At 58.6% G+C, this 12069-nt stretch carries 12 protein-coding genes and 3 pseudogenes; 9 read left to right on the forward strand and 6 right to left on the reverse strand.

The genetic code is table 11. From position 1 onward, the window contains the following. Positions 1 to 31: 31 nt before the first annotated feature. From P0D96_RS40065 to P0D96_RS40075, 3 genes are read left to right on the forward strand one after another with little or no spacing between them, the layout of a single operon-like run. On the forward strand, positions 32 to 1306 hold the full coding sequence (locus tag P0D96_RS40065; RefSeq protein WP_408319311.1) for an aromatic ring-hydroxylating dioxygenase subunit alpha: 1275 nt from the start codon (positions 32 to 34) through the stop codon (positions 1304 to 1306). Beyond that, on the forward strand, positions 1299 to 1802 hold the full coding sequence (locus P0D96_RS40070; RefSeq protein ID WP_132381481.1) for an aromatic-ring-hydroxylating dioxygenase subunit beta: 504 nt from the start codon (positions 1299 to 1301) through the stop codon (positions 1800 to 1802). Before P0D96_RS40065 ends, P0D96_RS40070 begins: the two co-directional genes overlap by 8 nt. A 13-nt stretch (positions 1803 to 1815) precedes the next feature. After that, on the forward strand, positions 1816 to 2817 hold the full coding sequence (locus P0D96_RS40075) for a D-2-hydroxyacid dehydrogenase (RefSeq protein WP_408182262.1): 1002 nt from the start codon (positions 1816 to 1818) through the stop codon (positions 2815 to 2817). 69 nt (positions 2818 to 2886) lie between these two features. Here the strand turns inward: P0D96_RS40075 and P0D96_RS40080 are convergent, their stop codons facing one another. Both P0D96_RS40080 and P0D96_RS40085 read right to left on the reverse strand, forming a co-directional pair. Beyond that, positions 2887 to 3807, reverse strand: coding sequence for an AEC family transporter (locus tag P0D96_RS40080; protein ID WP_408182263.1), 921 nt, complete (start codon positions 3805 to 3807; stop codon positions 2887 to 2889). A 245-nt stretch (positions 3808 to 4052) separates the two neighbouring features. Beyond that, complete coding sequence (locus tag P0D96_RS40085; protein ID WP_408182265.1) at positions 4053 to 4301, reverse strand: hypothetical protein; 249 nt, start codon at positions 4299 to 4301, stop codon at positions 4053 to 4055. 307 nt (positions 4302 to 4608) lie between these two features. Here P0D96_RS40085 and P0D96_RS40090 point away from each other — a divergent pair, with 307 nt between their 5' ends. Beyond that, entirely contained in the window at positions 4609 to 5055 is a 447-nt protein-coding gene (locus P0D96_RS40090; RefSeq protein WP_408182267.1) for an anthrone oxygenase family protein, read from the forward strand. A gap of 67 nt (positions 5056 to 5122) precedes the next feature. Here the strand turns inward: P0D96_RS40090 and P0D96_RS40095 are convergent, their stop codons facing one another. Both P0D96_RS40095 and P0D96_RS40100 read right to left on the reverse strand, forming a co-directional pair. Continuing rightward, positions 5123 to 5527: a GFA family protein gene (locus tag P0D96_RS40095; protein WP_408182268.1), complete on the reverse strand. Its 405-nt coding sequence runs from the start codon at positions 5525 to 5527 to the stop codon at positions 5123 to 5125. Positions 5528 to 5914: 387 nt separating this feature from the next. After that, the gene (locus P0D96_RS40100; protein ID WP_408319314.1) at positions 5915 to 6652 is read right to left on the reverse strand and encodes an SEL1-like repeat protein; all 738 of its coding nucleotides are present in this window, start codon (positions 6650 to 6652) and stop codon (positions 5915 to 5917) included. A 399-nt stretch (positions 6653 to 7051) separates the two neighbouring features. Here P0D96_RS40100 and P0D96_RS40105 point away from each other — a divergent pair, with 399 nt between their 5' ends. Further along, positions 7052 to 7855: a hypothetical protein gene (locus P0D96_RS40105; RefSeq protein WP_408319316.1), complete on the forward strand. Its 804-nt coding sequence runs from the start codon at positions 7052 to 7054 to the stop codon at positions 7853 to 7855. On the opposite strand, the pseudogene P0D96_RS40110 reads toward P0D96_RS40105, so the two are convergent. Next, positions 7776 to 8419 (reverse strand): annotated as a pseudogene (locus tag P0D96_RS40110) (LysR substrate-binding domain-containing protein). The gene P0D96_RS40105 and the pseudogene P0D96_RS40110 sit on opposite strands and share 80 nt — an antisense overlap. A 38-nt stretch (positions 8420 to 8457) precedes the next feature. On the opposite strand from P0D96_RS40110, the gene P0D96_RS40115 reads away from it, so the two are divergent. From P0D96_RS40115 to P0D96_RS40130, 4 genes and pseudogenes are all read left to right on the forward strand, one after another. Beyond that, a complete protein-coding gene (locus tag P0D96_RS40115) occupies positions 8458 to 8604 on the forward strand; it encodes a hypothetical protein (RefSeq protein ID WP_165924005.1) in 147 nt (48 codons plus the stop codon). Then, positions 8585 to 9781, forward strand: a complete 1197-nt coding sequence (locus P0D96_RS40120) for an MFS transporter (protein WP_132381498.1) — start codon at positions 8585 to 8587, stop codon at positions 9779 to 9781. Before P0D96_RS40115 ends, P0D96_RS40120 begins: the two co-directional genes overlap by 20 nt. Before the next feature lie 92 nt (positions 9782 to 9873). Next, positions 9874 to 10887 carry an MBL fold metallo-hydrolase gene (locus P0D96_RS40125; protein WP_408183540.1) on the forward strand — a complete coding sequence of 338 codons (1014 nt, stop codon included), beginning with the start codon at positions 9874 to 9876 and terminating at the stop codon, positions 10885 to 10887. A gap of 251 nt (positions 10888 to 11138) precedes the next feature. Then, positions 11139 to 11674 (forward strand): annotated as a pseudogene (locus P0D96_RS40130) (carboxymuconolactone decarboxylase family protein). A 50-nt stretch (positions 11675 to 11724) separates the two neighbouring features. On the opposite strand, the pseudogene P0D96_RS40135 reads toward P0D96_RS40130, so the two are convergent. Further along, positions 11725 to 12069: pseudogene (locus tag P0D96_RS40135) on the reverse strand (hypothetical protein); the annotation flags it as partial.

The following is a 12069-nucleotide window of genomic DNA, read 5'->3' on the forward strand; positions in this document are numbered from 1 at the left end:
AAGTACGGGCCTTCATCAACGGAGCAGCAATATGACGGAAAAGTGCGACGGCACGGTCGCGACCATTGGATTTCCCGCTAGTCGGATCCGCTGGCCGGAAGAGGGCATTACGCGCGTGCCGCTGCGTGTGTTCTCCGATGCGGCGACCTACGAGCGCGAGCAGGATGCCGTGTTCCGTGGGCCCACATGGAGTTTCCTCTGCCTCGACATCGAGATTCCCAAGCCGGGTGACTACATTACGACCAAGGTCGGTCATACCTCGGTAATTGTTGTGCACCAGCAGGACGGCACCATTGGTGCGCTTGTGAACAAGTGCGTGCACAAGGGCTCAGTGCTTTGCTATGAAGCGCAGGGTCACCGCAAGCGTCCGAACTTCGTTTGCCCCTATCACAACTGGGTCTATAACTTCGACGGTGAACTGACGAGCGTCGCATTCGAGAAGGGCGTGCAGGGCAAAGGCGGTATGCCCGAGGATTTCGACAAGTCGGAGTTCCGTTTGACGAAGCTGCGCGTGGAGACGATCCGCGGCCTTGTGTTCGGCTCATTCTCCGACGAGGCCCCTGCACTGAAGGACTATCTCGGGCCAACGATGGTGCGGCACATGGAGCGCACGCTATATGGACGCGTAAAAATACTTGGCCGCTATAGCCAGGTGATGCACAACAACTGGAAGCTCTACGTCGAGAATAGCCGCGACAACTATCACCCGAGCCTGCTGCACGCTTTTTTCTCGACCTTCAAGATCAACCGGCTGTCGGCGGAAGGTGGCACTTTGCAGGATGAAGACAGCCGGCATCACATCACCTTTACGAAGCGCTATACCGACATCGGCGATCAGGCATACGACTCCGGTGTGATTCGTGCCATGCGCGACGATTTTGGTCTGAAGGATCCTTCGCTGATCGATCAGTGGATGGAGTATCCCGACCAGATCACGAACGCGATCCAGAGCATTTTCCCCGGCTTCGTGCTGCATCAGATCATGAATTCGATAGGCGTGCGGCAGGTGGTGCCGCTCGGCGTGGATCGATGCGAACTGATCTGGACGGTGCTCGGTTTCGAGGAAGACACGCCGGAGCAAACGCTCATCCGGCGCAAGCAAAGCAATCTGGTCGGCCCCGCGGGTTATGTGTCGATGGAAGACGGCACGATCGGCGCGTTCGTCGAAAAGGGCATTCGCGGCGATCTTGACGACGCTGCGGTGATCGAGATGGGCGGCAAGGGCACCGGCCCGATGGCGACCCGCGCAACCGAAACCTCGGTGCGCGGCTTCTGGAAATTCTATAGAGAGCTGATGGATGTCTAGTGTTGCGCGCTATCCTGACCTGGAGGTCAGCACCCAGACAGGCGCGTGTATCGCACGCCTGATGACCCACTATTGCAGTTCGATCGACAATGGCGATCTCGGCCGCTGGCCGGAGTTTTTCACTGAAGATTGCACTTACCGCATTCTCACGCGCACCGATTTCGAAGCGGGCCGCGATTTCGGTATCTGGTTCTGCAACACGCGCGGCATGCTGCTGGATCGCGTCAGTTCCATCCAGTCGGTCAATGTGTTCGAGCCGCATGTCTACCGTCACGTGCTTGGGCCGACCGAAGTCGTCAGCGTCGAAGACGGGCTGATCGGTTGCGAAACCAGCTACATGGTCGTGCGAACCGGCTATGAAGGGGGGATGGTCGTGTTTAGCGCGGGGCGTTACGTCGATCAGGTCGTTCTCGCGGGCGGCCGCGCGTTGCTGCATGAGCGCACGGTCGTCACGGATTCGTGCCGCTACGACACGCTCGTTGCACTTCCTCTCTAAGGATGCTGCCCGGATGACCGAGCCCACCCGCCGTTACAGGTTGCACCTCGAAAGTCAGCGGCGTCAGCCGCCACCTTTTCATCTTCATGAAACCGTGTGGCAGGCCGCCTGCGCGCGGCATCCCGATCTCGCACAACGCATCGATGTGACGTTCGGCTGGGACGGCGAACGGTTCGCGCGTCCGCTCGACGACGTCGACTTCCTGCTGGCGTCGAGATTTCCGCATGACGTGGTGAACGACGCGCCAGGTCTACGCTGGATTCACACGACGGGTGCTGGCGTCGATCATCTGATGCCGCTCGATCGCTTGCGTCCCGACTTGATCCTGACGAACAGTAGCGGCGTTCATAGTGAGAAAGCCTTCGAGTACACGCAGATGGCATTATTGATGCTGAATGCGCAACTGCCGGCCGTGTTTCAGGCGCAGCGGGCGCATCGCTGGGACGTGCGGCTGACCACATCGATTCGCGGCAAGACGGCGCTGATAATCGGCTTCGGCGATCTGGGCATGGCGGCGAGCCGCGCGGCACGTTTGCTCGGCCTGCGAACGATTGCATTGAACCGGAGCGGCGCCGCGCCGACGGCGGAAGCGGTCGATGTGCTCGCGACGATCTCCACACTCGACGACTGGCTGCCTCAAGCCGACTTCGTCGTTGTCACCGCGCCGCTTACGCCCGCGACGCGCGGTCTTCTTTCCGCCGAGCGCGTCGCCCGCATGCGGCCCGGTGCGGGCATCGTCAACCTCTCGCGCGCAGCGCTGATCGACTATGCGGCACTGTTCGAGCGGCTGCGTTCGGGCGAGTGCGGCGGCGCGCTGCTCGACGTGTTCGACCCTGAACCCTTGCCGACGGAACATGCGGCGTGGGACGTGCCGGGACTCGTCGTCACGCCGCACATTTCGTGCGATGCGCCCGATTACAATCTGCGGGTGCTTGAACTCTGGCTGGGCAATTTCGCGCGATTCCTGCGCGGCGAGCCGCTGACGAACATCGTCGACCGCACACGCGGTTATTGACCCGGAAGAAGTTCGACATCTCGGTTATCACGGTCCGAAGAAAGGTTCTGCGACCATGGCGACTCCGCGCTACAAAACGTAAAGCCAGGCGAGCAGCGTGACGACTGAAAACAGCGTAGTCATCGAGATCACTGCGCCCACTACGGCCTTTTCGACGTCGTATTCAACCGCGAGCACGTACGCGCTCTTGGCGGTGGGCACGGCAGAGCACACGACGGCGGCGACGGTCGCAGTCCGGTCGAGGTCTGCCGCAAGGCAAAGCGCGTAGACCACGAGCGGCATGATGGCCAGCTTGAGCGCCGTCAGCAACGCATAGAGACCTAGCCGCTCGCGCAGTTCGGCGATTGTTAGATCAAGTCCAATTGCGAACAGCGCGCATGGCGTCAACGCTTCTCCGAGCACCGTGAGAAATGACGTGACCGGTCCGGACAGTTCCGAACCGAGCATCGACCAAAGCAGTCCGAAAATCGTGGCAAGGATGACGGGATTGGTGGCGATCTGCCGCAACAGCGCCGCCGTGCGTATATTGCGCGATGTATCGTATCGCCCGATCTCGAGCAGCAGTACCAGTATCGGAAACATGATGGCGCCGACGAAGACGGTTGCGATCGCAGCCGCGAGCACGCCCGGTGGGCCAAAAAGCGACTTCAATATAGGGAGCGCAACGAATCCGGTGTTCGTCATCGACACGGCAGCAGCCAATATTCCGCTCTTTCCGACGCCTGCGCCCCACGCGATTCGTACAAACATCATCACAGCCACAAAGCAAATCATGGAACCGCCGCCGAACGCAGCAATAAAGCGCCAGTCAAGGAGGGAGTGAAGCGACTGATCGGCGATCGTCAGGAAGACCAGGGAGGGCATCGCCACGTAGTAGGCAAAGCGCATCAGCGGTGCGGCCAGCGCGCGCGGCATGTAGCCGGAGGCGCCGGCAAACCATCCCGTTAGAATGATGGCAAAGATCGGAAGTATGGTGCCGGCGAGATGCATAGTGACCTCCCATAGCTATGGGACTTGGGCGCATCAACGCTCATCCCTGACTGGGCGTCATTATCCGAGAAAACCTGGCGCGACGCGCGGTGAAGTCGCAATTGATCTCCCGCTAAGACCGGGTCGCTGACCGTCGACATTTTTCACAACGCGAATAACTCGGATTCGCTGCATTGCATCTGGGCGGACTGCATGGCGATGCCGTTTCGTTTTTGTCCGTTGCTTTGCCGGGCGTGCGATGCAGTTCAAGCCGCAAGCCGATAACCGGTCATCGATGGTTGCGCGATCCGGGGAGGAAATACGCACCAGCGGCCGTCATCGTGCCGAAAGAAAAAGATTGCACGCGAGCCGGCCGGAGCCGACGCCTCGACATGCACGTAGCGGCTGCCGTCAGCACGCATACGACCGAACTGAACCACGCGGATCCGCACCGGCGGAACGGGTGCAAGCCACTTTTCGACCACGTAATGCAGGGACTTCTCGGCGGTGTTCATGACCCTCTCCTTCGACCTCGCCCCGATCACGCGGCCGGCGGCTCGAGCGCTGCAAGCGAGGCACGACGTGAAGGGTGACTAGAGAGTAGGATCAGTTTGAAATTTACGATAGTTAATGTTTTTCATGGTAACGATAATCAATAGATTATGCATTTTTCGACCCGACCAGATCGGGGAGCCGCGAACCTATCAGGCCATGCATGCTGCGACCGGACGTAGGCGGCCACCAGTTGCGGGTCTTTGGAAAGGCATAGAGGTATGTATCAATCAGGATGTTCATCGGCCATCGCCCTATAGGGAGGCTTGCATGCTGGGAGTTGCGCAATTCATCGCCACGCTGGGTTGTACCGTTTTTTCTGGGGCGGCGATCTACATCAGTCTCGTCGAACATCCAGCCCGGATGCAATGCGACACCAGGACGGCTGCGACGGTCTGGGCGCCGAGCTACCGTCGGGCGACGATCATGCAAGCACCGTTGGCCGTTTTGAGTTGCATTGCCGGTATCGTGGCATGGTGGCTCGGGGGAACCGCATTATGGCTAGTCGGTGCGCTGCTCATAGGCAGTGTCGTACCGTTCACCTTGATCATCATTAAGCCCACCAACGCGCAGCTATTAGCGCAAGGGCGTGATCTCGCATCGGCTGAAACGAGGGCGTTGCTCGAGAAGTGGGGCAGACTTCATGCAGTGCGCAGCGTGTCGAGCCTTGCCGCATCGCTGATCTTTCTGACGGCCGCATTGATGCAGCATGTCTGAGCCGCAGGCGTCGTGAACCGCCCGAGCCGTCTGGACCGAACGGACTTTCGAGAGTCCGCGAAGCGGGCTACGCGCCGTCCTGATACTTCGGCAAGTCGTCGCTCAACGAGAGGCCAGGAAACATGCTCGCGCACCACACGTGCCATGACGGGCGGACTCTTGTGGGATCGTCGAGCGTCGCGTAGTTGATTTCGACCGTTTGCGGCGCCGCCGACTCGCGATACTCGAGTTGCGTACCGCAATGACCGCAGAAGCGCCGTTCGCCCCAGGTGCTCGACTCATACACCCGCGGCTCACCCCTGACGTACCTGAACTCGCCGATCGGCACCGACGCGGATGCGGTCACCGCTGCGCCGGTGGTCTTCTGGCACAAGCGGCAGTGGCAAAAGCCGGCGTCGGTCGGAACAACGGTGACCTGATAGCGGATGGCGCCGCATGCGCAGCCTCCTTCCAATACGTTGTCGGTCTTCATCCTCGTCTCCGCATATTCTGTCGCGAACGTCTTCAAGGATACGACGCAGGCGCGGGCAATGCAGGCGTATGAGTAATGCAGCCATATCGGCGGCCTGCCGCTTCATTCGAGTGCCGTCCCGGCATGTCCCGGAGCGCCCAATCGACAATGCCCGCTCCCTTGCGATCGTTCGACGGCCCGCGATCGCACAAATGGTTTTCTGGTTGACCGCTACGAGCCGATAGGTACGAGCAGCTTTCGCCGGATCCGCTGGTTGATCCCTCTTTTTCACCGCGCGTCGCGATACGGTCTGGCGTTGAATGCAGCGGGGACGTCGCCCATCTCCGACGCTCACTCCCACAAATGCAGAGCTATTGACGCACTGGGTTTCTGCGGAGCGCCAAATGCTTAGGCGGTGCCTAGGCGTGATTCGGCAATCCGCTTCAGATCATCGGGGGTTGAAGCAGATCCGGCCAACTGCTCAAGCAGGTCCGCGGCTCTCTTTTCGTCTTTGGGCCCACCATCGCCAAGCGTCAAACTCGTCGCCAGGTTAAGTATCGACCGGGGCAGTCCTCGCGAGGCCAAAGCCTCAAGGAGGTGACGAGCCACTTCGGGTTCCCGGTTTCGGTTGCCGCTTAGCAACTCATCAGCAATGGTTTCTACAAACCTCAGCGAGCTTTCGTTTTCCGTTCTGTGTATGCCGGTCACGAGCGCCTGTTCGAAGTGGCCGACGGAATGCTGCCCGGCGTGAGCCAACGTGCTAAGCGCCTCTTGAAAACTCAGATCTTCCTTCGAACCGGCAAACGGCGTTTCTGGCGCGTTGCGACCTTCTTCGTGCGCGTGCGCGGCCGATGGTTGCCACCATCGAACAAAGTCGTCCGCGGATTCGCCGTGAAGATCAACTGACGATGCGAGCAATTGCGCCACCTGATAGACGCGTCTCTCGGTTAGCGTCGCGCTGTCACACGCCTCGTCGAGCGCGGAAGCTGCTTTGCTGCCCAGCTCGTTGTGGAGGTCGGTCCAGTCTCTATAGCCGAAGACTTCGGAGGTCACCTGGCGCGCCTGGGATTCCTTTAGAGACAGGCGGTATTTGAGTCGATTGGCGGCCCGCGTCGGGATAGACGCGTTCTGGAAGTAGATACGCATGGCTTCGGTCCGAGTATCCGTGCCGACGAGCCTTCACAGCCGGCACGGAACCGAAATGAACTGTGAGGCGGCGCAGGGGGCGTGATGCCCCGTCAGAAAAAATACCGTTGGTTTCGCATGCAGTCAATCCCATTCTAAGAAACAGGCATTTGCGCGATAACGCCCAATCTGAGCGCCAAGCGGTGTTCAAGATAGAAACGGCAGCATTGAATGGCCGCTTTACATATACCTGATGGACCGTCGTGGGTCGATGTTGATCTGTCGGGCCGGTCGCTGCTGAGCCAGCAGGGCTCTGCCTGGCTTGATTGGAGAGGGCCGATCCAACGGTTTGAACGATCGCCATGTCGTCCGCGGAACAATCCGCAACTTGGAACTATACTGGGGCACCTGGAGGTTTCAATGACCGATCACGACAGACTGCATCCACTACGTCCACTCCTGAAAAATTGGGTTTGGGAGCATGGTCGAATCGGGACTCGCTATTTGGACTGCGTCGATGGCGAGATCAAGTTTGATGAAGGCAAGAAATCGCATTTCGCAGCCGAGAAATACACCTACGTGCCCCTTGGTAAGGACGCTCAAGACGATGTATCTGTGGATGGGCCTGCGATCCAGGAGGCGGGACTTGCGCGGTTTTTGCGGGCTGCGCAGTTGGGCAAGCCAGAGGAGGCCGGTTCTGTAGCGGAGGTTCAACGCGCAGTGCAGGACTGCATTGAACTCGGCCTGTTCAGCGCATATCAATTGGCGGCGCGAGAGGCATTTGCCCGCTACGCGCAGGAACCCATGTTCGAGGACGAGATCCGCGCGGCGGTTGTCGACGACATCCGGCGTAGTTACGCCGGCATGCCGGAACAACTGGCGCTGTACGATTTCAGTGTGCTTTACGGCTTGCCCACGCCGCTGCTTATCAGCGAGACACCCTTCATCGACTGGCGCGTGCGCGCCAGTCCGGCGCTTCCGTTTGTATCGCTTCCACTGGGACCGTACTGCCTGCTTGTAGGCGCGCCATCGGGCAGGCGAAGCCGAATTGGCTCGGTGGTCTGGAAGGCAGCTGCCGCGATGGGCCCGTTGAAGGACCACAACCGCCAGATTGCGGAGCACGCACGTCTATGGCTGGTGGCGACTACTGATGACCAACTCGTCGTTGCACAAAGCCGCATTGCTGCGGGCATGGGCTCCAGGCAAGAGGATACGAAGCGCTAACCGCCGCGAAAAAGGAGACGTCGGCGGCGGGTGACTGTTGCTGGATGATCCCGCTGATCGAATTCGCCTCGATAGCAATTCGAGGTTTGACGCGTTGCGCCTGGCAATAGCGGTCTATATGTTCCCGTGTCGAAAAATCGCTGCTCAACAGCACGAGCGATTCCATTTCGAACTCACGAATGGATAACGGGCCTCGTCGGGTTGCGCAAGAAGGGTCTCGACGCGATCCCGGTTCATTTCCGTAACGCTGAGATTGATCCTCGAATAGCGCGCGTTGAAGTTCTCCACCAACGGGCCAATCAAAGAGGCGGTGAGCGACGGCGTCATCGCCAATCGAAGATCACCGCGAGTCAGTCCCTGCACCTCATGAGTGGCCCGCCTTCCGGCATCCGGATCCTGCAGTGCACGGCGGGCGTACCGTGCATAACCTCTGCCTGCATCAGTGAGCCGGATTGTGCGTCCTGACCGCTCCAGGAGTTGCGCACCCATTGCGTATCCCAACTGCTTGATCCGTTGCGACAGTGTTGGAAGTCGCGAATGTGCCGCAGTAGCAAGACGCCTCAACTATAGGAGATGCTTATTGGTCGAATAGTAAACCGATCTTGGACGCTATAGCCAACGCCCATCATTATCTCGTCAACCCCTGGCTTGAGGCGATGACGGTGCAAAAGCTGATCGACGGTTTTCCGACCACACCTGACGCGGCCCCCACTCGTGACAAGGACATTCATGTCTGCCCGAACACCTGATCTGACGAGACGGCTGACGCTACTGTTTGCGCTTGCTTCCGGCGTCATTGTCGCGAACATCTACTATGCACAGCCGCTATTGGCCGCTATTGCGAGTACCTTCGGCTATAGTCCGGCCCGGGTTGGCTTCCTGGTTACGCTCACCCAGCTCGGCTACGCGTGTGGCTTGCTATTGATCGTGCCACTCGGCGACGTATTGAATCGGCGCACACTCATCGTATCCTTGCTTCTGCTCACGGTGCTCGCGTTGCTCGCAGTAGCTCTGAGCCCTGACTTCAAGCTGTTTGCCGCGGCAAGCATGCTACTCGGTGCCACCTCGTGCGCTGCACAGTTGCAAGTTCCGTTCGCCGCTTCGCTCGCATCAGACGACGAGCGTGGGCGCGTAGTCGGCACCGTGATGAGCGGTTTGCTTCTCGGCATCCTGCTGGCGCGAACAGTCTCCGGAACCATCGCGCAATTGGCGGGCTGGCGCATCGTTTATGGTGTCGCCGCATTTTTGATCCTGCTTCTCACCTTGTGCCTTTTGCGAGCATTGCCGCAAGACCGAAGAAGTGATCAAGCCTGGCGCTATCGTCAGTTGCTGCGGTCTCTGCTGACACTGCTGGATCAACACCCAACGATCGGCCTGCGCTCACTGTATGGCGCTCTGGGCTATGCCTGCTTCAGTATCTTCTGGACCGCACTGACATTTCTTCTCAATGCCGCTCCCTACCATTACTCCGAGGCGAAGATCGGAGTGTTTGGTCTGGCCGGCGCCGCTGGTGCGCTCGCGGCCGGCTCGGCGGGGCGAATGGCAGATCGCGGGCATGGACATCGTGCGACCGGACTTTTCAGCAGCGCGATTCTGGCGTCGTTCGTGTTCATTTACCTTGGTGCGCACTCGCTGACGTCATTGATCGTTGGCGTTCTGCTTTTGGACGTGGGCGTACAGGGCTTGCACATCTCCAACCAGGGTGTGATCTATGCACTCGCTCCAGACGCGCGGAGCCGAATCACGACCATTTATCTGACCTGTTATTTCTTTGGCGGCGCAATCGGTTCAAGTGCGGCTAGCGTGGCTTATTACAAGGCGGGCTGGTCAGGAGTTTGCGTTGCCGGTGCCTTTTTTTCGGCCCTATTGATCGGCAGCTGGTTGGCGGCGCATCGGCAGCAATGCCGCAGGCTCTGCCTTCAATGAAGTCGGGCAGTTCACAGTTATCGCGAAACCGGCTATCCCCATACTCGACACACATGCAGACGATTGAGTCTGCTCAACGAAGGCGAAGAACCATGAATACGTTTTTCAAGTTAGCAGAAAGATCAGGCGCACTTTCCAAACTGTTGTGTGTAGCGATCGTCATTGCTGCCGGTTTACCGTTGACCTCTACGGTAGCCTTCGCCGGAACCGGCAGTCAGTCTTCATCAAGAAAGGACGCCGCGCCAGACGACTATTTTCATACCGGTGCGGGCGCCCGGTATTTACGCCGTGCCGATGGGGATATCGTCGTGGAACCCCTGCGCGAAAATATCACCGTGCTAATGGGTTCGGGCGGCAACATTACCGTCCTGTCGGGCAAGGAAGGCAAGTTTCTGGTTGACGCGGGCATCAGCAAATCGCAAGAAAAACTGCAAGCCGCGCTCGACAAGATCAGTCCCGCGCCGCTGAAATACGTGGTGAACACGCATTGGCATTGGGACCATACCGATGGCAATGCATGGATGCATGCAGCTGGCGCCACCATCGTTGCACACAAGAATACCGTGAGGCATCTGACCGAGACGACGCATGTCGATGCCTGGAATTGGACCTTCGATCCGGTGCCGGCAGGCGCGCGCCCGACGCTGATCGTCAATGATGAAAAGACCTTCACCTTCGCAGGAACGAACATCGAAGTGGAAAACTTCGGTCATGGCCATACCGATGGCGATCTATGGGTGTACTTCGAAAACGCTGACGTACTAGCGCTGGGAGACACCTTCTGGAACGGAATCTATCCGTATATCGACAATGAAGACGGCGGCAACATCGACGGTGCGATCCAATGGGCCAACAAGGCTGTGGCATTTACGACAGACCATACCATCGTCGTTCCCGGCCACGGCGCAGTGGGTACACGCGCCCAACTGATCGAATTCCGCGACATGTTGGTCACGGTACGCAACAACGTTGCAGCCTTGAAATCGCAAGGCAAATCACTGGACGAAATTATTGCCGCCAAGCCGACGGCGGCCTTCGACGCCAAATGGGGGAATTTTGTGTTCAACGGCAGTCAATTTACGAAGATGGTTTACGACGGCCTGTAATAAGACGTATCCAATTCTTGGTTTGCCGCTGGGTTGGCTGGTGCGCGAAAACACCAACGGCCAAACCCTCGTGGCCTGGCATCCCGCCCCGGCGATGACAAGTGCGGTGGTTCTTACCAACGAACAACTGGCGGGCTTCTCCAGAGTGGAGGCATTGCTCGCCGATACGGGTGCGTAAATTGCCGCTCTCAATACAACAAACCATTGACACTGATTTTTCTCAACCGACGTATTGCGTAAAGGAAATCATCATGAGTCGTCTCCACACAATCACATTGTCCGAAGCCACAGGTCGTGCAGCCGAATTATTCAGCGCTGTCAAAAGCACGGTCGGAAAGGTTCGCAATTCATATATTGGAATTGGCGGCAATAGTCCGGTTGCGCTAGAAGCCGTATTGAACCTGGAAGCCTCGCTCAAAAAAGCAGCTTGAGCGCTATCGATATCGAAGTCGTCAAACTAGTCGTCAGCCAGACTACCGGCTGCGACTATTGTGTGGCCGCACACACACTGATGGGAAAAAGAATAGGTCTGGGCCGCGAAGACATTCTGGCGTTGCGTCAGGCGCAGCCTTCGGGCGATGCGCGCAATGATGCGTTGGCCAGGTTTACGTTACATCTGATCACCACCAGCGGCACGGTTCCTGCCGATGTGGTGGCGGCCGTCAAAGAAGCAGGTGTCACCGATACGCAAATTGTCGACGTCACAATGGCGGTAGCAAGCATTGCTTTCACCAACCTGTTCAACCGTATCAACGACACTACGCTTGACTTCCCTGCCGCGGATTAATACGGGAGGCAGCTCTCGCGACGGGCTGGAGCTACACGTGAAGGGATTTTTTAAAGGTCCCTTCCTCGGTTTGCACCGGAAAGTGAGCGCGACTTGAGGAGTTTAAAGAAGGCCTCAAAGTCGCAGATGAGATTTGTTTCGGGCGGCCGATCATACGGGTGATTCATCACGGCAGAGGGCATAGGATCGGCAATGGTTTGTCTCAACCAGACATTGCCGGGATCGCGATGGGAACGCGCATGCCGATGTTGCTTCACGGTGTAGCGAGGCAGATCGTACGTCATCACCAAATGACGGAATGGTTCGCGGGATAACATGGCCAGTACGTAATGGCGTGGCACGGCGACAAAGCCCATCGACAGCGCGTGCCTCGCGGCGCGTCCCGAAGCGGAACG

Origin of the sequence: Paraburkholderia sp. RL17-347-BIC-D (assembly GCF_046027915.1) — a bacterium.
Taxonomy (GTDB): Bacteria; Pseudomonadota; Gammaproteobacteria; order Burkholderiales; family Burkholderiaceae; genus Paraburkholderia.